Below are 22,176 nucleotides of genomic sequence, written 5' to 3' on the forward strand. Positions count from 1 at the left end.
ATATTATTTAATGAGAGGAGCTGCTTAAATGTCACGAAAAACGTATGAAAAAATTGCTAATATAAATGGTATGTTTAACGTTTTAGAACAACAAATTATTCATAGTAAAGACATGGCTTTATTTAGAAATGAATTCTTTTATGTAAACCATGAACATAGAGAAAACTACGAGGCTTTACTCATTTATTATAAAGAAAGTGCAAATAATCCTGTTGTAGATGGAGCGTGTTATATTGTAGCCCTACCAGAAATATTTAATAAAGTAGATATTTTCGAATCTGATTTACCATTTACTTGGGTATATGATGAAAATGGTATTACTGAAGAAATGAAAAGTATTAGCGTACCGTTACAATATTTAATTGCTGCTGCACTTGAAGTAACTGATGTAAATCTATTTAAACCATCTGGTTATACAATGGGAATGAATAATTGGAATATCGCTCAAATGAGAATTTTTTGGCAATACACTGCAATTATAAGAAAAGAAGCATTATAAAATATTAAATATCACTTAAGGAAGAAGTCATCAAATAACCGGGCTTCTTCCTTTTTTATAATAAAGGAGACTATATATGTTCTATAAAGTTACGAATAAAGAAATGTTAGAAGCGTGTTTTGAAATTAGAAAAGAAGTGTTTGTTAAAGAGCAAAATGTGCCAGAAGATCATGAAATTGATGAATATGATGAGAATGCAATTCATGTCATTGGCTATGACAATGATAACCACCCTATTGCAACAGCACGAATACGCTTATTGAATGAAACTACCGGAAAAGTCGAACGCGTAGCAATTTTAAAAGATTATAGAGGTCGAGGCTTAGGATTAAAATTATTGAATTTTGTTGAACAAACAGCTAATGAAAATCAATTAACATTTTTAACAATGAATGCTCAACACTACGCAATCTCCTTTTATGAAAAATTAGGTTACAACGTTGTAGGCGAACCATTTGATGAAGAAAATATTAAGCATATCGTTATGGAAAAACATTTGTAACATATAGTATTCTCAAATTATTTTCTTTGTCATACTTTGTAATATTTCATTAACCACAAATTAATTTTTTATATGAAATTACTTGCGTACTATCAATGTTTAAACCCCTTACATCGTAATAAATTTAAAAAATTATAGGTTAAAGTTCTATTACAAATCTGTTAAAAACAATACACTTTTATTTTCGCATATTATAATTAATACAAATTCATAACATACAAGGAGTAATTATAATAATGGCGAAAAAATTCAATTACAAATTACCGTCAATGGTTGCACTAACTTTATTTGGAACAGCATTTACGGCTCACCATGCAGATGCAGCAGAAGCTACTCAAGACCAAACTAAAAACAAGAATGTACTGGATGACCAAACAACCTTAAAACAAGCTAACAATGCTAAAAAAGAAGTGAGTAACCCAACACAAAATATTTCTGGTACTCAAACTTATCAAGATCCAACTAAAGTAAAACCTGTACAGACTACTTCTACAGAAGATAATGATACATCTAAACAAAATGATACTGCAGATGTAACAAATATTACTAATACAACAAGTGATAGTACAAATTCTGATAAAGAATCTAAACAAAATGATACTGACAATCAAAAAGATGTGAGTACTGATGCTACTGATAATCAATCAACAACTAACGTTGACTCTGATAAATCAACTAACGAGAATAATGAAGCTGTTAAAGAACAAACTGACAATAACACTAATGCTCAAGCTCAACAGCAAACTCAAAATACAGATAATAATGTAAAAAATAAAACTAGCCAAGAAACTAGTCAAAATGAAAACACTGAATCTACTAACCAATCAACTAAGCAAACAGTTAAAAATAATGGTGGTTATAGTTTAATTGATGATGAAGATGATGTTGAGAGTGAAAATGTGTCAGATAACAATTCAAATGACACTACTAAACAAACAGTAACAACTGCACAATCTGAAAGTAATAAAACAGATAAATCAGCTATCTCTAATCAAACTACAAAATCAACAAACACTAATACTAATACAACAAACACTAAAAATGATACTAAGGAATCAGCTAAAGTTGAATCAGCACAAGTGAACGATTCATCAAATAATCAAGTGTCTACTTTTAGATCCGTAGCTAAACCAAGAATGATGTATGCAACTGCTAAAAAAGCAACATCTTCTTTACCAAAATACAAACCAGCAGTGAAATCTTCAATAAATGACTATATTCGTAAAAAGAATTTTAAAGCACCTCAGATTGAAGAAGATTATTCATCTTACTTCCCTAAATATGGATACAGAAATGGTGTAGGTAAACCTGAAGGAATTGTTGTCCATGATACAGCTAATGAAAATTCAACAATTACGGGCGAAATCAATTACATGAAGAACAATTACAACTCAGCTTTCGTACATGCGTTTGTAGACGGCAACAGAATCATCGAAACTGCCCCTACTGATTACTTATCATGGGGAGCTGGTCCATACGGTAATGAACGTTATATAAACGTTGAAATTGTTCATACACATGACTATGATTCATTTGCACGTTCAATGAACAACTATGCTGATTACGCTGCAACACAATTACAATATTATGGTTTAAAACCTAATAGCGCTGAAAACGATGGTAGCGGTACTGTTTGGACACATTCAGCAATTAGTAGATGGTTAGGTGGTACAGACCATGCTGACCCACATGGTTACTTTAAACAACATAATTATAGTTATAATGAATTATACGATTTAATCAATGAAAAATATCAAATTAAAATGGGACAAGTTGCACCTTGGGGTACTACTTCAACAAGTACAACTAAACCTTCTAGTGGAAGTACAACAACTAAACCTACTACTAAACCTTCAACTAGTAATAGTAAATTAACAGTTGCTGCAAATAGTGGTATGGCTCAAATTAACACAAAAAATAGTGGACTATACACAACTGTTTATGACAAAAAAGGTCACTCTACTAAAGAAGTACAAAAAGCATTATCAGTAACTAAAACTGCAACATTAGGTAATGATAAATTTTACCTTGTACAGGATTATAATACTGGGGAAAAATTTGGTTGGGTTAAACAAAATGAAGTAATTTATAATACAGCTAAATCACCAGTAAAAGTTAATCAATCTTATAATGTTAAATCTGGTACTAAAGCTTATACAGTACCTTGGGGTACTAGTAAACAAGTAGCTGGTACAGTTTCAGGAAAAGGAAATCAAACTTTTAAAGCTACTAAACAACAACAAATTGATAAATCAACATATTTATATGGTACAGTTAACGGTTTAACTGGATGGATTAGTAAAGCTTATTTAACTACACCTACTAACACTACTAAACCAGCTACAAAACCAACAACTAAGCCTACAACTACTAATAATAAATTAACAGTTGCAGCAAATAATGGCGTAGCTCAAATCAATTCTAAAAATAGTGGTTTATATACAACTGTTTACGATAAATCTGGTAAAACAACAAAAGAAGTACAAAAAACATTAGCAGTTTCTAAAACAGCTACATTAGGTAATGATAAATTTTACTTAGTTCAAGATTATAATACTGGCAAAACTTATGGTTGGGTTAAACAAGGAGATGTAGTCTATAATACGGCTAAATCACCTACTTCTGTAAATCATTCATATAGCGTTAAACCTGGTACAAAAGCTTATACAGTTCCTTGGGGTACTTATAAACAAGAAGCAGGAACAGTTTCAGGTAACGGTAACCAAACATTTAAAGCTACTAAACAGCAACAAATTGATAAAGCTACTTATCTATATGGAACTGTAAATGGTATCACTGGTTGGATTAGTAAGTATTATTTATCTGAACCAACTTCAACTAGATCAACTGTTGCTAAACCTAAAATGGCTTTTAAATCATATGCTGTAACAAACGAAGAAACACCTAAAACTCAAACTACGGCTAAAACTAACATTACTCAAACTACTAAAAAAATTGGTCAAGTAAAACTTAACAACTCTGGTATTCGTAGTTCTGTATATGAAAAAACAGCTAAAAATGGTGCTAAATACGCAAATCGTACTTTCACAATTTCTAAACAAAGAACTGAAGGTAATCAAACTTATGTGTTATTACAAAACACAGTATCAAACACACCATTAGGCTGGGTTAACATTAATGATATTAATGTTCAAAACCTAGGAAATGAAGCTAAAGAAACAGGTAAATATAAAGTGAATAGCAATAATAATGGGCTTTATTCAATTGCATGGGGAACTAAAAACCAACAATTATTACCTACAAGTCAATTAGTAAATCAAACTTTTAACGCTTCAAAAGCTATATATGTAGGTAACGAAAAATATTTATATGGTACAGTTAACAATCGCACTGGTTGGATTGCAGCAAAAGACTTAGAACAATCTAATACTAATAATCCTGCAACGCCATATAATTATACTTTCGTTATCAAAAATAATAATGGTTATTATTATGATGATCCTGCTGCAAAGAACGGTTATTCATTAAAAACTTATTATGAAAAACCATTTGTAGTCATTAAACAAAAACAACAAAATGGTGTTACTTGGTATTACGGTAAATTAACTAATGGTAAATATGCTTGGGTTAAAGCAAACGATTTAACAAAAGAATTGGTTAAGTATTCAAATACAGGACGTACATTAAACCAAATGGCTTCTATTCAAAGTAATTTAAGCTATGGCCCACAAGTTCAAAGAACTCCTGGCGTATGGTCAAATGCAACTTACTATGAAACAAAAAATGCTATGGATTCTAATAAATTAGCTAAAAATCCTGTATCTAAATATCAATTTTTACGTTTAGATCAACCACAGTATTTATCTGAAGCTACTTTAAATAAATTACTTAAAGGTAAAGGCGTACTTGAAAACCAAGGTGCAGCATTTAGTCAAGCGGCTAAAAAATATGGCTTAAATGAAATTTACTTAATTTCACATGCTTTATTAGAAACTGGAAATGGACAATCTCAATTAGCTAAAGGTGCTAACATTACAAACGGTGTAGTAAATACTCGTTCTGCAACTAAATATCATAATGTATTTGGTATTGGTGCTTATGACTATAATGCTCTAGGCGAAGGATTAAACTTTGCTAAAGCGTCTGGTTGGAATTCAGTTTCAAAAGCGATTATCGGTGGAGCTAAATTCATAGGTAATTCATATGTGAAAGCTGGACAAAACACGTTATACAAAATGCGTTGGAATCCTGCACACCCAGGTACACATCAATATGCAACAGATATTAATTGGGCAGATTCAAATGCACAAGTATTAAAAGGATTATATGATCAAATCGGAGAAGTTGGTAAATTCTTTGATATTCCTACATTTAAATAATTCTTATTTCGACTAACAAGATAATTCTTGTTAGTCGATTTTTATTACGTCCCCCTTCTCTTTTCTATGATCCTATAACCTTTAAAAGGAAATTTTCTTGTTAATATTATTCCGATATAAATAAAGAAAGCAATTTCTATCTTATTTCAATAGAAATTGCTTTCTTTATATTTATTAAATCTATAAATCATTGACTCACGACATTTTTAATATCTTTATCATCCATTAATGAAAACTATGGCGACTATTTAACTTGTTTAATAATTGATTTAAACTTTCGATTTCGTTTTCTGATAAGCATTGACATCTAGCCTCTATTAATTCACATCGAGCAGTATTTATCTGCTTAATTAATGCTCGTGCTTCCTCTGTAAGAATTAATTCCTTACATCTTAAATCTTCATGTGACTGCTGACTTGTAATATATCCTTTCAATACAAGTTTTTTAATCCATCGTGACACAATCGATTGTTCTCGACTAATCTTCATTGTTAAATCATATTGTGATAAACGGTCGTAATTATACAGTATTCGTAATAACTCTAATTGTTCTGATGTAATGTCTGTTCTTTGTCCAAAGCGTCGGTTAACTATATTCAAATCGTTGTTAGTAAGTGTAATAAGTTTTTCAAGTTGTTTATACATGCTGTTTCTACTCCACTTTATTTAGTTGATAATATTATATGCTTTTTTTATAAGATATACAATAGAATTTTATATTGTAGTCAAAATCGTTGCATTATCGCCATAAAATATAATAAATTAAGTACAGTTAAACAATAAAAAGGAGACATATTTATGCCTTCCATTAAGGACAGGGATTATTTTTTTGATAATGCCCGAGCGATACTTATATTTTTAGTAGTGTTTGGACATCTATTACAGCCGTATACTTCAGAAGATAAAAATTTATCAGCACTATATCTAGTTATTTATAGTTTCCACATGCCAACATTTTTATTTATATCAGGTTACTTTGCTAAAAATTTAGACAAACCTTATTATTTAGAAAATATTGCTAAAAAATTATTATTACCGTATTTCATATTTTTCGCATTTTACTCGGTGTATTATTTTTTAACTGGAAAAAGCGATAGTTTACAATTAGATCCATTCAACCCTGTATTTGCATTATGGTTTTTATTAACGTTATTCTTCTTCCATGTCGTTTTAGTTATTGTAAGAAGATATAATCCATGGATTGTTCTTACTATTTCCATTGTTTTTTCAGTATTTGCCGGTTATTCGGCTAACATTGATGAATACATGAGTATTTCTCGTACCATTGTATTCTTCCCAATTTTCTATTTAGGTCATTTATTTACTAAAAACCAAAGTATGGTGTTAAGAAGTAAAAAATGGGTGCCTATCTCCATTCTTGTATTTATCCTTTACTTTGTAGGTTATTATTTACATCCAATTAATTCTGATTGGTTATTGGGTAGCACACCTTACACTTCATTAGAACAAAATGCCGAAGACGTATATAGTCCACTGAAACGTTTACTATTGTATGTAGTTATATTAGTTTCGATGTTTGCATTCTTAAATTTAACATCTCAAAAATTACGTTTTTATACCTATATTGGTAGTAGGACAATGTATGTCTATTTATTACATGGTTTAATTATTGGTATTATTCGTGGATTTGAACTCTATCCATTTAAATCGCCAATTTCTGTATTTACTTATCTATTTTTATTTATTACATCTGGCATTATAGTTTATATCTTATCGAACCGGTGGATATGTAAATGGACAAATCCAATCATAAACTTAAAATCCCCTTCTAAATTCAAAGGGTAATGTTTATTATAAAATTAATTCGTATACCAAAATGTAGTGCTTAAAATATGTTATGATTGTAATAATTTGAAAGAATTATACGACATTTCAAACATTAAAAGTACTATATTTTGGTATTTTTTAGAGGAGTAATGATTTATGAAATTACAATTAAATGAGCAGTCAAAATTTTTAAAAGCACCTAGTATTCGACAATTTTCAAACCGTATGAAAGATATTGATGATTGTATCAATTTAACAATTGGGCAGCCTGATTTTCATATGCCAGAAGTGGTAAAAGACGCTTACATCAAAGCCATTAAAAATGACCAAACAAGTTATTCTCACAATAAAGGGATCATAGAAGCTAGACAGGCTATAAGTAATTATTATCAAAATAAATATGGTTTCGAATATAGTGTTGATGAAATAATTATGACTAATGGTGCTAGTGAAGCTTTAGATACTACATTGCGTAGTATTATCAATCCAGGAGATGAAATTATCATTCCAAGTCCTACATATGCGGGCTATATCCCTTTAATTCAAACTTTAGGTGCTGTGCCAAAATTTATTGATACTACCGAAACATCTTTCAAAATCACACCAGAATTGTTGAATCAATATATCAATGAAAATACAAAAGCTGTTTTACTTAATTATCCTACAAATCCTACAGGCGTGACATTAAATCGTGAAGAAGTCAGCGATATTGTAAATACATTGTCTAAATATAATGTATTTATCATTAGTGATGAAATCTATGCAGAAAACACGTTTAATGGTGTTCATACTTCTTTCGCTGAATTCGATGAGATTAGAGATCAATTAATACTCATCAGTGGTTTAAGTAAATCACATTCAGCAACTGGTATCCGTGTTGGATTTTTAATTGGACCAGAATATTTAATTGAAAAATTAACTTTCATGCATGCATATAATTGCATTTGTACAAATGTTCCAGCTCAACATGCATGTATCGCTGCATTAAATGAAGGTTTAGAAGCGCCAAAATATATGAATAAAGCTTATATTGAGCGTCGTGACTATTTAATCGAAAAACTTCAAGACCTTGGTTTCGAATTAAATGCTGTACCTGAAGGCGCATTTTACATTTTCCCAAGTATAAAAAATTATACAGATGATGATTTTAATTTTTGTGTTGATGTGTTAGAAAAAGCTCACGTTGCTATGGTACCTGGTTCGTCCTTTACAGATATTGGGAAAGGCCATGTAAGAATTTCTTATGCTTATGATATGTCATTACTCAAAGAAGGTATGTCACGTTTAGAAGATTATTTAAAAGAGCAATATCCGGAACAATTTCCAACTAATAAATAAATCATAAACACAGTAAAAAACCCCTTAAAGTATGATGGCTTTAACACCATACTTTAAGGGGTTCGTTTATATCAAATCTTATGGGAATTTAGGGAATTGGTCAAAGTCAGGGTCACGTTTTTCTTTAAATGCGTCACGACCTTCTTTAGCTTCATCAGTTGTATAATAAAGTAAAGTTGCATCTCCAGCCATTTGTTGTAAACCTGCTAAGCCATCTGTATCTGCATTCATAGCTGCTTTTAAGAAACGTAGTGCTGTTGGTGAATGTTTCATGATATCTTGACACCAAGCAACTGTTTCGTCTTCTATTTGATCTAATGGAACGACAGTATTAACTAATCCCATGTCTAATGCTTCTTGTGCATTATATTGACGACATAAGTACCAAATTTCTCTTGCTTTCTTATGTCCAACAATTCTTGCTAAATAACCAGAACCATAACCAGCATCAAATGAACCTACTTTAGGACCAGTTTGTCCGAAAATAGCATTGTCTGCTGCAATAGTTAAGTCACATACTACGTTTAATACGTTACCTCCACCAATAGCATAACCACGTACCATTGCGATAACTGGTTTTGGAATAACTCTGATTAAACGTTGTAAATCTAATACATTTAAACGAGGAATGTCATCTTCGCCAACATAACCACCGTGTCCACGTTTCTTCTGATCTCCACCAGAACAGAATGCTTTATCTCCTTCACCAGTTAAAATAATAACTGATATTTTTTGATCATCACGCGCACGTGAAAAGGCATCAATCATTTCAGCTACTGTCTTAGGTGTAAATGCATTACGTACTTCTGGACGATTAATTGTTACCTTTGCAATTCCATCGTAAAATTCATATTTAATTTCATCATATTCTCTAAGTGTTTCCCACTGTCTAGTCATTTTGCTCCTCCTTTAAAAAACCTAATATTATTGTATCAAATTCCGCGCTATCTTCCACGTGAATTGTATGACCTACTTCAGAAACTATTGTTTTTCTACTATTAATAATTTGTTCATTCATCTTTTGAGCAATATTTACAAATTTCTCATCTTTTTGACCAGCTAATATAATTGTCGGTATTTGAATGTTAATAAGTGATGGCCATAAATTTGGCATTTGCCCTGTACCATAATCTCTCAAAGCTTTTGCTAACATACTAGGATCTTGATTCATTCTGTTTTGACGAATTTGTTTTTTAACTGATTTATCTAAATCATATTGGGATGCAAATAACGGTAATCTTTCCCAATCGTTAACAAATATTTCCAGTCCAGCAATTTCTAATACTTTCGCTCTAGCATTATCAACTTGTTGTCGTTCTATCTGATCTTCTTCTTTTTGTATACCGGGCGACGTGCTTTCTAATATTAAACCTGACAATTCATTAGTACCATGTAATGCATAGTAAAGTGATACTCTACCACCCATAGAATAACCTAATAAATATTGATGATATTGATGATATTCACTTAATATTTGGTCTAATTGTTGACTTATATATGAAAAGTTCCATTCTTGATCCATAGGTGAATCATCATTACCATGTCCTGGCAAATCAACAGTCAATACATTAACTTGTTTAGTCAACGTATCTATATGACTATCAAATGTTGATCCATCACTAATAAAGCCATGTAACATAATCAACAATTGATTGGATGGTTTGTTGGATGAATAAAATTTATGATGTAGCATTAATTATTTCACTCAATTTCTTATATAAAATTTGATGTTGCTGTAAATTGTCTTCTCTATCAGTAATGATTTCATATACGATAGCGCCGGATTGTGAAAGCGTCATATCTTTAAATTCAGATAAAGTATTAAAACGTTTGAAATTAAATTCATATAATAATGCGGCATGTTCAAAATCCAACCCAGTTGGTGTACCAAATAAACGCTCAAAGTATTCTGATGCAGATGATTTTTGAGGTAAATATGAAAAGATACCTCCCCCATCATTATTCAATAAAATTACATTTAAGTGTATGTTATTTAATTTTGACATGAGTAGTCCATTCATATCGTGGTAAAAAGCTAAATCTCCAATTAATAAAGTAACATGTTTATGAACTGCCATACCTAATGCTGTAGATACAACACCATCAATACCATTGGCACCACGATTGGCATAGATTTCAGCTTCACTATTAAATAATAGATTATCAACATCTCTTACTGGCATACTATTACTTACAAATAATGCATCTTGTTTAGTTAGTTTTGAAATCAATTCTCCTACATAAGCCGCTTCATCAGTAGCATGTTGTAGATAATCATTTATTTCAATACGAGCTTGCTTTTCTAATGTTTGCCATTTCTCTATCCATGCTTTTCTATTAATAGGTTGGTTATTCTTTAAAGATCTGAAAAAGTCATTCGCAGATATTTCATAAGAAACATCAGGCGGTACTGGAAATACATCAATTTTATCATTATTTTGAACTAATATTTGAAACGCTGATGTATTCTTCAACCATTGATTTAACTTTTTAGATATAACAGGTTTACCAACTCTAATTACAAAATCGACTTCCCAATCCCTACCAGCTCGATACAATAAATCATAAGTAGTAATAATATTAGGATGGTTATTACGTCTTAACTGACTTAGCGGATCGGCTAACACAGGTAAATCATTTTCAGTTGCATAAGATAATATTTGGTCAACTTCTTGGTGTTGCATATCACCTACTATGATTAAACCTTTATCTTTTTCTATTTTTTCTTTGATTGGCATAACATCAATCATTTTTTGATAATGTGGTAGTGTCTTAGATTCTGATTTTAATAATTCTGTTCTATCTAAATTAGGTGTTAAAGGTTCTCTAAATGGTAAATTAAAGTGAATTGGTCCTTTGTGTGGTCCAAATAAATATTGACTAGCAATTTGCATTTGATAATGAATAGTATCTAGCATGTTAGGTGTTCCATCAGCAATTGGCATATCAAATTGGAAATTCACATAGTTACTAAACATATTCACTTGATTAATTGCTTGTGGCGCTCCTACACTTCTTAATTCATGAGGACGATCACTAGTTAAGACAATAAGTGGTATACGACTAATCTGACTTTCAGCAATTGCAGGTGTATAATTAGCCGCTGCTGTGCCAGAAGTACATAATATAGCTACAGGTCTCTCGCTACCTTTTATTAAACCTAATGCAAAAAAGGCAGCGCTTCGTTCATCTGGATGAATCCAAGTTTTAATGTTTGGATGCGCTTCTAATGCGATAGCTAATGGGGTCGAACGAGATCCCGGACTAATTACAACTTCTCTTACGCCATAAGCATATAATTCTGATGCAAATGTAAATACTTGAGTTGTTAATGCTTCATTATAATTACTCATTTTCATCTACTCCTAATGCATTCATCATTGGTGAAAATTTTACTGCTGTTTCAGCAATTTCACTATCTGGATCAGAGTCTTTCACTATTCCACAACCTGCAAATAATGTTGCTTGATCGCCTTTAATTAACATCGAACGAATAGCTACTATAAATTCACAATCATCATATACATCAATAAAACCTACTGGTGACCCATATAAACCACGTGTTCCAAATTCTTTTTTCTCAATAAATTCTAATGCTTCATCTTTAGGGTATCCACCTAATGCAGGTGTAGGATGCAAACGATCGATTAAACTAATATATGAATGATCATTTAACTTACCTTCTATTTGTGTATATAAGTGATATAAATGGTCATTTTTTAAAATATTAGGTGTTTCATTGTAGTCTACATCTTCAACATAAGGTTGAATATCATTTAAGATACTTTCAACGACAAATTGATGTTCACCTAAATTCTTTTTGTCATTTAGAAAAGCATTTATATTCGCTTGATCTTCCTGTTCATCATGAGATCGTTTAATTGTTCCAGCAACAGCTTTAGTAGATAGAACTTGATTCTCAACTTTGATTAATTGTTCTGGTGTTTGTGAAAAGAAGACAGATTGATTTGATTCAAGTAAAAAGATATAACTATTTTTTTCATTTTTTAAAGCTTTAGATAAAACATATGGAATGCTGATTTCTTCATCAAATTTAATTAAACGTCTACGTGCTAAGACAATTTTCTTAGAATAATCTATACTTTCGATGGCTTCTTTAACCAAGTCACGCCATTCGTCTAAATAAATATCTTCCATTCTTGTCACATTACCTATATGCTCATCGTATGAATCTACATTGGCCTGCTCAAATTGACTAACTAATGTTTTAAAAGCATCTATATCAAATTTATCTCTTTCTGTTGTGTAAGTGATAAAATGACGTTGTCCCTCTGTTGAGATTAAAACTTCAGGTAATACAAAATGATTTAAACCGTATTCTCTCCACTCATCATCTGATTTATGTTTTGAAAATTGAAAACCACCACATAAACGTAAATGGTGTTTTTCACTATCTGGATGTATTAATTCTATATCTTTTTTTAAGGCTTCCCATTCTTTAAAGATAGACTGTTTATTTTCGAAATTATTTTTGAACTTTCGAATTGCATGATATCCGAAATATGAAGATTGATTATCGTTTAGACGTAAATAAAAACGATCACCTGCTTGTGATTCAGTTAAATGAAATAACGTACTTGGATCTATACTTTGGTTGATTTCAACTTCTACTGAGACCCAATCTTTAGAGCTTCCATATAACTTATTGACAATCTCATCTTCTTTAACGTTAACAGCCATTCATTTCACTTCTTTCTTCTATATTTACTCATTAGTATATTGTATCATTTTTCAAACTTAATTTTAGTGGAATTGCTTAATAAAGTAATGCAATTTTTCACGTGAATTGACCTTTATTAATAATTACTTTAAAATATTAATGTTAAAACTATAAAAAAATAAGAGGTTATAAATTATGGCAGATCAATATCAACAATATTCAACTGTGAAAAAATATTGGCAATTAATGAGACCTCATACTTTAACTGCTGCAGTTGTTCCCGTGTTAGTGGGTACTGCATCGGCTAAACTATATCTTCTAGGAAGCGAAGATCATCTAAAATTTAGTTTATTCTTAGCAATGTTACTTGCTTGTTTGTTAATTCAAGCAGCTACCAACATGTTTAATGAATATTACGATTTTAAAAAAGGTCTAGATGATCATACATCCGTAGGTATTGGTGGCGCTATTGTACGTAATGGTATGAGCCCTAAATTAGTTATGAACATCGCAATTGCCTTTTACATTATTGCCGCTTTACTAGGTATATTCCTCGCTTTCCAAAGTTCATTTTGGATTATTCCTATTGGGATTGTATGTATGGCGATTGGTTATTTATATACTGGCGGTCCAATTCCAATTTCTTGGACACCGTTTGGTGAATTATTCTCCGGCTTGTTTATGGGTATGATTATTATTCTTTTATCATTCTTTATTCAAACTGGAAATGTACAAGGATTAATTGTATGGTTAAGTATTCCTATCGTTATTACAATTGGTCTTATTAACATGGCTAACAACATTAGAGACCGTGTTAAAGATAAAGCAAGCGGACGTAAAACTTTACCAATTTTACTTGGTAAACGAGCATCTGTTATCTTTATGGCAACTATGTATATCGTTGCGTATTTAATTGTCATTTTCACTGCATTATTTAAATCTGGTGGATCACTCTTCTATTTATTAGTATTATTGTCATTCCCAATGCCAATTAAAGCTGTTAGAAGATTTAATAAAAACGACACACCAGAAACAATGATGCCAGCAATGGCTGCTACAGGAAAAACAAATACTATTTTCGGTATTTTATATGCATTAGGCATTTATATTAGTGCATTACTTGGCGCAATTTAATTAAATATATAGATAGTCGACAATGAACATGTTCATTGTCGATTTTTTTATTGTTTAATCATATGTTGATATATATGACCGTACAGATCAATATCGCTAACTGTTTTAAAACCTAGTTTTTCGTATAATCTTTGTGCTCTAGTATTACCATAATCGCAATTTAAACTCCATTTTTTATCGGAATGATTTTCAATCACATACTTTAATAAACTTGTGGCTATTCCTTTACCTCTATATTCCGGGAAGGTAGCAACTGTTTCGATATACATTTCATCATCTTCTGCTTCTTTAATAGGTAATGGTGTACCAAATGCTCTGATATCTTCATCGAGTGGAAGTTCAAGCCATTTCTTTTCATATTCAAGTTCATTTTCACCATCATATGCAATTAAACAACCTGCTACTTCGCCATCTTCCTCATAAACCCAAACGTTCTCATAATAACTACGATATTTAACATTGACCACACTCAATTCTAAAATATGAATAATTCGTTCTTTACTTATTTGCTTCACCATATCTAATTCCATGTCTTCCCATATCATATAACATAATTCAGCTATTCTTTTATTATCACTAGGATGCGCTTGTCTAATCATCAAATACCCTTCCTTTATTAAGTGTCTTAATTTAATTATATAGAAACTAAGCTACGATATAAACGAAAGTCATCATCTAATTTCCAATAGTTATCATGACTCATTTTAAAAATGTCTTTGTTGATATCATAATATATAACACATACCTATAATTACAGTTTAATTGAATAACTAACCCTTAATTGTTTAAAATAAAAATTAAGGAGGCAGTCAATCATGAAAGTGAACAAACTTATTTATATACTTGTAGCAATCTTTTTAGGCGGCGTGGGTGTCCATAAATTTTATGCCGATAAAGTTGGTCAAGGCGTACTACATCTCGTTTTCTTTTGGACAGGAATTCCTAGTATTGTAGCAATTGTACACGCTATTATCGTTGCATTTACTAAAAAAGCTGATAAAGATGGATATATTGTATTCGAAAGGTAAAAAATGATTATAATATTCATATAAAAATCATATCTTACATTTAAAATGTTGAAATTTGGGTATATATAACTTAAATAGAACAAAAATAAAGGGAGATTTTTTAATGATGAATATTATTAAACGCGCAATTAGAATAGTTATTACAGGTTACATTGTAAAAGCTATCCGCAATTTAATTTCAGGTAAATCAAACGGTGGAAAATAAATATTTGAGTTATGTGAAAAAGTCAGTCCTAAATGGGCTGACTTTTTGCTTTACTATAATTTTTTAAGTTCACAAGCTAAATCTTTATCATTTAATTGATCGCTTTGATTAAGATGTATGATAATATTTTCCTTTTCAGATTGAGTTCTATTTTGACTCATTTTAAATGCTGCTTCAAGTTTGTTAATTTTAACTTTAAATCCAACAATACCTTTAATTTGTTGTTTTGCTTCTTTAGATAAATTATTCCAAGTTGCACCATTAGGTCGATGGTTTTCATATTTATCAAGCATTTTAATTAATTCACTTTCTAATTCTTCAGTTGTTAATAATTGTCCTGTTCCATATGCATGAACGCTTTGGTAATCCCAAGTCGGCACATTTTCAGTATCATACCAAGTTGAAGATATATATCCATGAGACCCTTGAAAAATGATTAATACTTGCTGATTCTGATCGATCGTTTTCCATTGTTCATTACCTTTAGCAAAGTGACCCGAAATGTATAATTCATTATGTTTTTCTTCAATATTTACTGGTAAATGAGTAGCAATTGGTGTCGTTCCATTATAAGTAACTATCGTGACAAAATTATGTTCATTCATAAATGATTTAATCATTTCATAATCATGGATTTGATATTGCTTTGGAATATACATATAATTCTCCTCCCTTTTATATAGCAATAGACATTATTTCATCAATTTGTTTATCTTCTCCCATATAAAAAGCATGTTCCCCTATTTTTTCAAAGCCAAGTTTTTTATAAAATTGAATTGCTTTTAGATTGTGTTCCCAAACGCCTAACCATATTTGGTTGTATCCATGTTCTCTTGCAACCTTTAAAGCATGATTATAAAGTTCTCTTCCAACACCCATTTTTTGAAAATGGTTAAGTACGTAAATTCGTTCAATTTCAATATATTCATTACCAAAATCTTCGGTTTGTGCCTTGTTAATATTGAGTTTTAAATACCCAGCCAATTGATCTTCAACATAAATAAAATATATAAATGAATCTTCATTTTGCAATTCTTTAAGCACATTATTATCAGTGAAAGTTTGTTTCAAATAATTATCAATATCTTCATCTTTATTTTGTGGTCTAAATGTTTCATTAAAAGTCTTATACTCAATATTTTTTAATTTTTCTAAGTCCTCTTCATTACATTGTCTTATTAACATAGTAATAACCCCTTTTTAATATATTCGCTTGTTACCATTTTTAACATTTTTCCAATCCTCAGATATATTATGTTTAACTCTATTCAACATTTTTGATAATTCATCAATTTCTTTATTATTGAATCCCTCTAATGCCACTTCATTGGAATGATTGTTTTCCCTTATAATAAATGGATATAAATTCTGCCCTTTTTCAGTAGGATATAACAATTTGTTCTTTTTATTATTTTCATTATAGGTTTTATATATAAAATTGTTCTTTTCCAAATTTTTAATTGATCTTGATGCTGTAGCTCTATCAATTTTCAACATATCTACAAGTTGCTCTTGTATCATACCTGGATTTTCACAAATTCTTACTAAATAGATAAATTGACCTTTTGAAAGTTTCAAATCTTTAAATTCAATATTACTGATTGAATCTAATGCTCTTGCTATTATTCCTATATCTCTTAAAATATCTTGCAAATTCTACACCTCTTTTTATTGCATTTGCAATAATTTTACAAACTAAGAATAACACATTTATGGTATATTTACGAATTTAATATGATTTTTAGTACATGTTTCTGCGTATCTCTGAATTATTTTAAACTACCTTACCAAATGAATACTAAGTGACAAGAAATAAAAATCAATATATAATAAAATAAATTTTATAAGTAATAATATTTATAACTATATCTAGAGTTTCCTTATTAATATACATGTTAGATTAGTAAACTTATAAAGTTTAATTTTAAATCTTTATTGTTGGAGGTCATGTATCAATGAGAATTGGCATATTATTAATTAGATGGATGTTGGCAGTGTCTTTCTTAGTACATGGAACACTAAAATTCCATGATTTAAATGGAACTATTCATTTCTTAGGTTCATTAGGGCTAACACCTACAATTGCTATTTTAATGTCTATTGGTGAAGTCATTGGTGGAGTTTTTTTAATATTTGGTATCTTAACGCCTTATGTTAATGTTTTTTATATTTCTGTCATGCTTGGATCAATATTCACTTTAAAGATTACACGAGGTTATGTAAGCGGTTATGAGTTTGAAGTTATACATATTGTGATGAATATAGCTGTAATGATGAGTTATAGTTGGAAAAAATGGATTCAATTTTATTAAATAAATTAACTTGGCTGTTGTGATTTTTAATATATCAAAACAAATTATTTAAGCAAAAGGAGAATTGATTTTGCAGACACCTGAAGATAAATTGATTGAAAAAGTAAAAGAGCTACGCAAAGAATATGAAGAAAATGAATTGATGACTGAACTCATTCTTGAGTTTTTAGTTAAACAATACGTTAAAGAAGAATATAGGAAGTAATATAACTTAGTAGTGTATTTTAAACGATTAAATTTAGAAACATTTTGATTAGAATCGAATTGAGTTGAAATAATTAACCAAATTTAATAGATTAAAGCCACGTATCAAAAGGATAACTAATAATTTTATAATTATTAAATAAATAAGATAGACTAACTGAATAGTCTATCTTATTTTTTTATTTTTTATCTTTTTTAGTTGGTGATAAAAAATATAATGGTATTAATATAGCTAATGACAACATTAAATATCGTCTTATTATTTCATAGGTATCTGTCCAAGGAATACAAATTAGGGCAACCCCTACTAATATAATTAATATGAGATAAATATGTTTTTGTCTAATAATACCACCTCTTATAAGACTGCAATAACAAATACTTGGTCTAAAAAATAAATGTTCACTAAAACAATGCTAAATATAAAGTAAATCTTATGATTACTGAATTTCTATTTTTATTATAAAGGCTTATTTGTAAACAAAAAATAAACCTGGAATGGATTTAGACCATTCTAGGCTTTTGAAGTCTAAGCCGACAACCAAACCGACAATATTGAATGAAAATTTAAATGTTGTCGAATTCGTTGACATTTTAATTCAAAACAGATTGTAACAGATTTTCACCAAAATAAAAAAGAACGTTGATTTAACAACGTTCTTCGGAAATAGTGTTAATCAGATTTTCACTGATTTTTACTAAAATACGGAAACGGAGGGATTCGAACCCTCGCGCCGCTCTCGCGACCTACACCCTTAGCAGGGGCGCCTCTTCAGCCAACTTGAGTACGTTTCCATGGCTCCGCAGGTAGGACTCGAACCTACGACCGATCGGTTAACAGCCGATAGCTCTACCACTGAGCTACTGCGGATTAATTAAATTTTATTGATATCTCTATCAAGCACAAATATTATTATATCAATATTGTACAAATTTTCAAGAGATAACTTAAAAAAATATGCGGAACATTTACACTAAATTAATATAACGTTCCACATATTATAAACTTCAACATATTTTTATTTGTCTACAAATAGGGAATAACGTGAAAGTGCTTCAAAGATATTTAAAGAGGATTTTTCATAATCAATAGGTTTATCGGGGTCATTTGATTTCATGCGGGATTGTTTATCAACCATGTAATAAAAGATAATTGCATTGGTGTATTGATGCCATAAACTGTGAAATGATATGTTCAAAATAATCGTTTCATTATTAGCAAATGTGATTTTACATTTACGATGTTTTAATTCTTTAATTGATTCAACATAATGCATGTCAATCCATAAATTTTCTTCTTGCCTGTCAGAATGTGTTGGGAAAAAATAAGTAGGAAAAATGGGTGTTAATAAAATCGGGGGTTTACTAGAAATACCTGTAATACGATTAGTTTCTGCTTTTTTACTTAAATAATTATTACCGTAAAATTTGCATGATCTTTCAATAATCTTTTGAACCTTAAATGGACTCTGAATAATTGACTTATCATACCTTAATATTTCAGAACCATTTTGCTGATTATTTTCATCATAGTTAGGTCTGATAACCATATCTCCCTTTCTAATAACGTAAATACTCTGAGTTGTCATAGGGAAAACCTCACTTTTTTTAGTTTTATTATTACCCTTAATTTTTTGAGTAATAATACATTTTTTATTTTATAACAAAATTGTGTAAAGTCAAGTTCTCCTTTCGGTGTAATAATATACATATTTCTTGATAAAAAGTCAGAAAATTCATTGATTTCAAAATTCAAAATATGTATAATATTTATATAATAAATACAATTGAAAGGTCGAGATCTTTATGAATCATAATACTCATGTGAAGCATACGACACTAGAACAATTTGTAACTACTGTTAATGATTTAGGCGTTGAACTTGTCATTGACGAAGCACTTAGAGAAGTAAGAAAAAAAGAACTGAGAACTTTAATCGATGAAGCATTAGTCAATAAAGACGAAAATGCATTCAACGAGTACATGGTAGAATATAAAAATTTGGAGGCATTACTCAGTGAATAATTTAGATTCGAGTCATTCAAAATAAGGTCTATTCCCTACTTAATTGAGCTAGAGAATAGACCTTTTAATTTATATTAATTAAGACATTAATCTTAATATTTCATTTCTATCTATATCACCAAAATAATGATATAAATCGTAATTTGCTAAAGCTTCTTCCAAGTGATTAAAGTCATGTAAACAACCTTCCAATGCATGTTCTAATTCGGTAATATCCCCTTCCCCAAAGAAATCACCAAATATTTTAGCGTGTTCTATTTTTCCTTTTTTTACATCAAATTTAATTTGAATGAAACCTCTATCAAATTTCTCTTCACGTTCAAAATTATATTTAGGATTTTTACCATAATTCCAATCCCATGTGCGGTATTTCTCATTACTGAGTTTTTCGATATTTTTCCAGTCTTCATCTGTTAGAATATATTCTTCAACTTGTTGTTCACCAAATATCGTTTTCAATATAATTTGTTTAAATTGATCAATATTAATTGGCTCATTTAAAAATTCTTCAATGTTTGCAACACGTTTACGTACTGACTTAATACCTTTAGATTTAATTTTTGCTGGATTTACTTTTAATGCATTTTGAACTTCATCTAACTCACTATTTAACATCAAAGTACCATGACTAAACATTCTATCTTTCACTTTAACCATTGCATTACCAGAAATTTTTGCAGCTCCCACTTGAATATCATTACGGCCTGTCATTTCCGCATTGACGCCAAGTGATTGTAAAGCCTGCACAATAGGCTCTGTAAACTTTTTAAAGTTATGGAAACTATTACCGTCATCATCAGTGATAAAACTAAAATTCAAATTACCAGTATCATGGTAAACTGCACCACCACCAGAAATTCTTCGTACTACGTCAATTCCTTTTTCATCAACGTATGTTTTATTAACTTCTTCAATGGTATTTTGATTTTTACCTACGATTATTGATGGGCGATTAACATAAAATAAAAAATAGCTTTCTTCAGCTGGAAGGTTTTTTAAGACATATTCTTCCATAGCTAAATTCAATGTTGGATCAGTTATATTATTGTTACTTATAAATTTCATATAAAACTCTCCTTAATAGATTCTATATATGCCCTTACTTTATTTATGCCTTATTTACATTTAAAATTCCAATTATTTACTCAATAATGACAAATTTTTCATAATTTATGAATTAAATTGTAGGGTTTTTAGTGTTATTAGTTTATTTGTAGCGTAATTTTTAGTACAATATAGTCTAGCTATGAATTAAGGGAGGACTCGAAATGACTGTTGCAGAAGTAGGTAATATCGTAGAATTTTATGATGGTTTAAGAGGCCGTGTAGAAAAAATAAATGACAACTCAGTTATCGTTGACTTAACTATTATGGAAAACTTCAATTCACTTGATTTACCTGAAAAAACGGTTATTAACCATAAACGTTATAAAATTGTTGAACAAGAAGGTTAATTGAAATGAAAAAAGTTTCGAAAGCTTTGCTATGGTTTATAATTAGTTTCATAGTTTTTCATGCTATTTTACTTATCATGTGGGGCGAGCATCAAGAATACTGGTATTTATATACAGGAATTATGCTTATTGCTGGTATTAGTTATGTGTTTTATCAAAGAGATATCAAATCAAAGCGTTTATTAACCTCTATAGGCATTGGTATTATAGCCAGTATTATTTTAATTATTATTCAATTGGTTTTATCACTGATAACATCTGATTTAACCTATGCTTCATTGATTCGAGAATTAACTAAAACAGGCGTTCATTGGAAATGGCAAATGCTAATTACATTATTATTTGTTATACCATGTCATGAATTATATATGCGTACTGTTTTACAAAGTGAGTTAGATAAATACAATTTGCCTAACTGGTTATCTATTTTAATCACTGCAATTTGTTCAAGCTCTCTATTTATATATTTAGATAATTGGTCGATAGTGATATTTATTTTTATAACTCAATTATTATTATCAATCAGTTACGAATATTCTAGACGTATTGCTACAACATCAATTGCACAAATTGTTGCTATCATTTTATTATTAATTTTTCATGGATAGATTCTGATTTTATTTTTCAGAAATATTAAAACATAACATATTATAAAAGAGCTTCAAA

24 protein-coding genes and 2 tRNA genes are annotated in these 22,176 nt (G+C 29.9%); 13 read left to right on the forward strand and 13 right to left on the reverse strand.

Going from position 1 to position 22,176, the window contains the following annotated elements; genetic code table 11:
- Positions 1 to 28 precede the first annotated feature (28 nt).
- From LFT63_RS03850 to LFT63_RS03860, 3 genes are all read left to right on the forward strand, one after another.
- Entirely contained in the window at positions 29 to 499 is a 471-nt protein-coding gene (locus tag LFT63_RS03850) for a DUF2538 family protein (protein WP_017638081.1), read from the forward strand.
- Between the two features lie 76 nt (positions 500 to 575).
- Positions 576 to 1,001: a GNAT family N-acetyltransferase gene (locus tag LFT63_RS03855; RefSeq protein WP_017638080.1), complete on the forward strand. Its 426-nt coding sequence runs from the start codon at positions 576 to 578 to the stop codon at positions 999 to 1,001.
- Positions 1,002 to 1,237: 236 nt separating this feature from the next.
- Complete coding sequence (locus tag LFT63_RS03860; RefSeq protein ID WP_340768008.1) at positions 1,238 to 5,341, forward strand: glucosaminidase domain-containing protein; 4,104 nt, start codon at positions 1,238 to 1,240, stop codon at positions 5,339 to 5,341.
- A 225-nt stretch (positions 5,342 to 5,566) separates the two neighbouring features.
- Here LFT63_RS03860 and LFT63_RS03865 read toward each other — a convergent pair whose 3' ends face one another.
- On the reverse strand, positions 5,567 to 5,986 hold the full coding sequence (locus tag LFT63_RS03865) for a MarR family transcriptional regulator (protein ID WP_029055549.1): 420 nt from the start codon (positions 5,984 to 5,986) through the stop codon (positions 5,567 to 5,569).
- A 153-nt stretch (positions 5,987 to 6,139) separates the two neighbouring features.
- Between LFT63_RS03865 and LFT63_RS03870 the strand changes: the two genes are divergently transcribed.
- Both LFT63_RS03870 and LFT63_RS03875 read left to right on the forward strand, forming a co-directional pair.
- Entirely contained in the window at positions 6,140 to 7,147 is a 1,008-nt protein-coding gene (locus LFT63_RS03870; RefSeq protein WP_017638077.1) for an acyltransferase family protein, read from the forward strand.
- A 138-nt stretch (positions 7,148 to 7,285) separates the two neighbouring features.
- Positions 7,286 to 8,467 (forward strand): aminotransferase class I/II-fold pyridoxal phosphate-dependent enzyme, encoded by a 1,182-nt coding sequence (locus LFT63_RS03875; RefSeq protein WP_017638076.1) that lies wholly within the window; start codon positions 7,286 to 7,288, stop codon positions 8,465 to 8,467.
- 78 nt (positions 8,468 to 8,545) lie between these two features.
- Here LFT63_RS03875 and menB read toward each other — a convergent pair whose 3' ends face one another.
- From menB to LFT63_RS03895, 4 genes are read right to left on the reverse strand one after another with little or no spacing between them, the layout of a single operon-like run.
- Entirely contained in the window at positions 8,546 to 9,364 is an 819-nt protein-coding gene (gene menB / locus LFT63_RS03880) for a 1,4-dihydroxy-2-naphthoyl-CoA synthase (protein ID WP_017638075.1), read from the reverse strand.
- Complete coding sequence (menH, locus tag LFT63_RS03885) at positions 9,357 to 10,160, reverse strand: 2-succinyl-6-hydroxy-2,4-cyclohexadiene-1-carboxylate synthase (RefSeq protein ID WP_340768009.1); 804 nt, start codon at positions 10,158 to 10,160, stop codon at positions 9,357 to 9,359. The genes menB and menH overlap by 8 nt, the downstream gene beginning before the upstream one ends.
- Entirely contained in the window at positions 10,147 to 11,820 is a 1,674-nt protein-coding gene (gene menD / locus LFT63_RS03890; protein WP_340768011.1) for a 2-succinyl-5-enolpyruvyl-6-hydroxy-3-cyclohexene-1-carboxylic-acid synthase, read from the reverse strand. Before menD ends, menH begins: the two co-directional genes overlap by 14 nt.
- The gene (locus tag LFT63_RS03895) at positions 11,813 to 13,168 is read right to left on the reverse strand and encodes an isochorismate synthase (protein ID WP_017638072.1); all 1,356 of its coding nucleotides are present in this window, start codon (positions 13,166 to 13,168) and stop codon (positions 11,813 to 11,815) included. Before LFT63_RS03895 ends, menD begins: the two co-directional genes overlap by 8 nt.
- A 175-nt stretch (positions 13,169 to 13,343) precedes the next feature.
- Here LFT63_RS03895 and LFT63_RS03900 point away from each other — a divergent pair, with 175 nt between their 5' ends.
- Positions 13,344 to 14,282, forward strand: a complete 939-nt coding sequence (locus LFT63_RS03900; protein WP_017638071.1) for a 1,4-dihydroxy-2-naphthoate polyprenyltransferase — start codon at positions 13,344 to 13,346, stop codon at positions 14,280 to 14,282.
- A gap of 47 nt (positions 14,283 to 14,329) precedes the next feature.
- Here the strand turns inward: LFT63_RS03900 and LFT63_RS03905 are convergent, their stop codons facing one another.
- A complete protein-coding gene (locus tag LFT63_RS03905; RefSeq protein ID WP_017638070.1) occupies positions 14,330 to 14,881 on the reverse strand; it encodes a GNAT family N-acetyltransferase in 552 nt (183 codons plus the stop codon).
- Positions 14,882 to 15,097: 216 nt separating this feature from the next.
- On the opposite strand from LFT63_RS03905, the gene LFT63_RS03910 reads away from it, so the two are divergent.
- Complete coding sequence (locus tag LFT63_RS03910; RefSeq protein ID WP_017638069.1) at positions 15,098 to 15,310, forward strand: TM2 domain-containing protein; 213 nt, start codon at positions 15,098 to 15,100, stop codon at positions 15,308 to 15,310.
- Between the two features lie 103 nt (positions 15,311 to 15,413).
- The gene (locus LFT63_RS03915) at positions 15,414 to 15,515 is read left to right on the forward strand and encodes an SAR1012 family small protein (protein WP_017638068.1); all 102 of its coding nucleotides are present in this window, start codon (positions 15,414 to 15,416) and stop codon (positions 15,513 to 15,515) included.
- A gap of 53 nt (positions 15,516 to 15,568) precedes the next feature.
- Here the strand turns inward: LFT63_RS03915 and LFT63_RS03920 are convergent, their stop codons facing one another.
- Genes LFT63_RS03920 through LFT63_RS03930 form a run of 3 tightly spaced genes read right to left on the reverse strand, consistent with a single transcriptional unit; the run spans position 15,569 to position 17,168 of the window.
- A complete protein-coding gene (locus LFT63_RS03920) occupies positions 15,569 to 16,174 on the reverse strand; it encodes an FMN-binding negative transcriptional regulator (protein ID WP_029055553.1) in 606 nt (201 codons plus the stop codon).
- 16 nt (positions 16,175 to 16,190) lie between these two features.
- Positions 16,191 to 16,700, reverse strand: a complete 510-nt coding sequence (locus LFT63_RS03925; RefSeq protein ID WP_037555483.1) for a GNAT family N-acetyltransferase — start codon at positions 16,698 to 16,700, stop codon at positions 16,191 to 16,193.
- Positions 16,701 to 16,715: 15 nt separating this feature from the next.
- Positions 16,716 to 17,168, reverse strand: coding sequence for a MarR family winged helix-turn-helix transcriptional regulator (locus tag LFT63_RS03930; protein ID WP_029055555.1), 453 nt, complete (start codon positions 17,166 to 17,168; stop codon positions 16,716 to 16,718).
- Positions 17,169 to 17,470: 302 nt separating this feature from the next.
- Between LFT63_RS03930 and LFT63_RS03935 the strand changes: the two genes are divergently transcribed.
- The gene (locus LFT63_RS03935) at positions 17,471 to 17,827 is read left to right on the forward strand and encodes a DoxX family protein (protein ID WP_017638419.1); all 357 of its coding nucleotides are present in this window, start codon (positions 17,471 to 17,473) and stop codon (positions 17,825 to 17,827) included.
- A 70-nt stretch (positions 17,828 to 17,897) separates the two neighbouring features.
- Positions 17,898 to 18,032, forward strand: coding sequence for a hypothetical protein (locus LFT63_RS03940; protein WP_256219674.1), 135 nt, complete (start codon positions 17,898 to 17,900; stop codon positions 18,030 to 18,032).
- Positions 18,033 to 18,737: 705 nt separating this feature from the next.
- Here LFT63_RS03940 and LFT63_RS03945 read toward each other — a convergent pair.
- From LFT63_RS03945 to LFT63_RS03955, 3 genes are all read right to left on the reverse strand, one after another.
- Positions 18,738 to 18,826, reverse strand: a tRNA-Ser gene (locus LFT63_RS03945).
- 1 nt (position 18,827) lies between these two features.
- A tRNA-Asn gene (locus LFT63_RS03950) sits at positions 18,828 to 18,902 on the reverse strand.
- Positions 18,903 to 19,050: 148 nt separating this feature from the next.
- A complete protein-coding gene (locus tag LFT63_RS03955; RefSeq protein WP_340768015.1) occupies positions 19,051 to 19,620 on the reverse strand; it encodes a competence protein ComK in 570 nt (189 codons plus the stop codon).
- 217 nt (positions 19,621 to 19,837) lie between these two features.
- On the opposite strand from LFT63_RS03955, the gene LFT63_RS03960 reads away from it, so the two are divergent.
- On the forward strand, positions 19,838 to 20,056 hold the full coding sequence (locus LFT63_RS03960) for an IDEAL domain-containing protein (protein WP_017637367.1): 219 nt from the start codon (positions 19,838 to 19,840) through the stop codon (positions 20,054 to 20,056).
- Between the two features lie 78 nt (positions 20,057 to 20,134).
- Here LFT63_RS03960 and LFT63_RS03965 read toward each other — a convergent pair whose 3' ends face one another.
- Positions 20,135 to 21,121 (reverse strand): lipoate--protein ligase, encoded by a 987-nt coding sequence (locus tag LFT63_RS03965; RefSeq protein ID WP_017637368.1) that lies wholly within the window; start codon positions 21,119 to 21,121, stop codon positions 20,135 to 20,137.
- A gap of 203 nt (positions 21,122 to 21,324) precedes the next feature.
- Between LFT63_RS03965 and LFT63_RS03970 the strand changes: the two genes are divergently transcribed.
- Together LFT63_RS03970 and LFT63_RS03975 are read left to right on the forward strand one after the other, a co-directional pair.
- A complete protein-coding gene (locus tag LFT63_RS03970) occupies positions 21,325 to 21,510 on the forward strand; it encodes a YkvS family protein (RefSeq protein ID WP_002450747.1) in 186 nt (61 codons plus the stop codon).
- A 5-nt stretch (positions 21,511 to 21,515) separates the two neighbouring features.
- Positions 21,516 to 22,118: a CPBP family glutamic-type intramembrane protease gene (locus tag LFT63_RS03975; protein ID WP_017637369.1), complete on the forward strand. Its 603-nt coding sequence runs from the start codon at positions 21,516 to 21,518 to the stop codon at positions 22,116 to 22,118.
- Positions 22,119 to 22,176: the final 58 nt, after the last annotated feature.

It is taken from the genome of Staphylococcus sp. FSL H8-0121, assembly GCF_038008425.1.
GTDB classification, from domain to species: Bacteria; Bacillota; Bacilli; order Staphylococcales; family Staphylococcaceae; genus Staphylococcus; species Staphylococcus pasteuri.

Excerpts from the sequence above, each read along its gene's own strand:
- LFT63_RS03850 (WP_017638081.1), top strand. The coding sequence starts at position 29 with ATGTCACGAAAAACGTATGAAAAAATTGCTAATATAAATGGTATGTTT.
- LFT63_RS03855 (WP_017638080.1), top strand. The coding sequence starts at position 576 with ATGTTCTATAAAGTTACGAATAAAGAAATGTTAGAAGCGTGTTTTGAA.
- LFT63_RS03860 (WP_340768008.1), top strand. The coding sequence starts at position 1,238 with ATGGCGAAAAAATTCAATTACAAATTACCGTCAATGGTTGCACTAACT.
- LFT63_RS03865 (WP_029055549.1), bottom strand. The coding sequence starts at position 5,986 with ATGTATAAACAACTTGAAAAACTTATTACACTTACTAACAACGATTTG.
- LFT63_RS03870 (WP_017638077.1), top strand. The coding sequence starts at position 6,140 with ATGCCTTCCATTAAGGACAGGGATTATTTTTTTGATAATGCCCGAGCG.
- LFT63_RS03875 (WP_017638076.1), top strand. The coding sequence starts at position 7,286 with ATGAAATTACAATTAAATGAGCAGTCAAAATTTTTAAAAGCACCTAGT.
- menB (WP_017638075.1), bottom strand. The coding sequence starts at position 9,364 with ATGACTAGACAGTGGGAAACACTTAGAGAATATGATGAAATTAAATAT.
- menH (WP_340768009.1), bottom strand. The coding sequence starts at position 10,160 with ATGCTACATCATAAATTTTATTCATCCAACAAACCATCCAATCAATTG.
- menD (WP_340768011.1), bottom strand. The coding sequence starts at position 11,820 with ATGAGTAATTATAATGAAGCATTAACAACTCAAGTATTTACATTTGCA.
- LFT63_RS03895 (WP_017638072.1), bottom strand. The coding sequence starts at position 13,168 with ATGGCTGTTAACGTTAAAGAAGATGAGATTGTCAATAAGTTATATGGA.
- LFT63_RS03900 (WP_017638071.1), top strand. The coding sequence starts at position 13,344 with ATGGCAGATCAATATCAACAATATTCAACTGTGAAAAAATATTGGCAA.
- LFT63_RS03905 (WP_017638070.1), bottom strand. The coding sequence starts at position 14,881 with ATGATTAGACAAGCGCATCCTAGTGATAATAAAAGAATAGCTGAATTA.
- LFT63_RS03910 (WP_017638069.1), top strand. The coding sequence starts at position 15,098 with ATGAAAGTGAACAAACTTATTTATATACTTGTAGCAATCTTTTTAGGC.
- LFT63_RS03915 (WP_017638068.1), top strand. The coding sequence starts at position 15,414 with ATGATGAATATTATTAAACGCGCAATTAGAATAGTTATTACAGGTTAC.
- LFT63_RS03920 (WP_029055553.1), bottom strand. The coding sequence starts at position 16,174 with ATGTATATTCCAAAGCAATATCAAATCCATGATTATGAAATGATTAAA.
- LFT63_RS03925 (WP_037555483.1), bottom strand. The coding sequence starts at position 16,700 with ATGTTAATAAGACAATGTAATGAAGAGGACTTAGAAAAATTAAAAAAT.
- LFT63_RS03935 (WP_017638419.1), top strand. The coding sequence starts at position 17,471 with ATGAGAATTGGCATATTATTAATTAGATGGATGTTGGCAGTGTCTTTC.
- LFT63_RS03955 (WP_340768015.1), bottom strand. The coding sequence starts at position 19,620 with ATGACAACTCAGAGTATTTACGTTATTAGAAAGGGAGATATGGTTATC.
- LFT63_RS03960 (WP_017637367.1), top strand. The coding sequence starts at position 19,838 with ATGAATCATAATACTCATGTGAAGCATACGACACTAGAACAATTTGTA.
- LFT63_RS03965 (WP_017637368.1), bottom strand. The coding sequence starts at position 21,121 with ATGAAATTTATAAGTAACAATAATATAACTGATCCAACATTGAATTTA.
- LFT63_RS03970 (WP_002450747.1), top strand. The coding sequence starts at position 21,325 with ATGACTGTTGCAGAAGTAGGTAATATCGTAGAATTTTATGATGGTTTA.
- LFT63_RS03975 (WP_017637369.1), top strand. The coding sequence starts at position 21,516 with ATGAAAAAAGTTTCGAAAGCTTTGCTATGGTTTATAATTAGTTTCATA.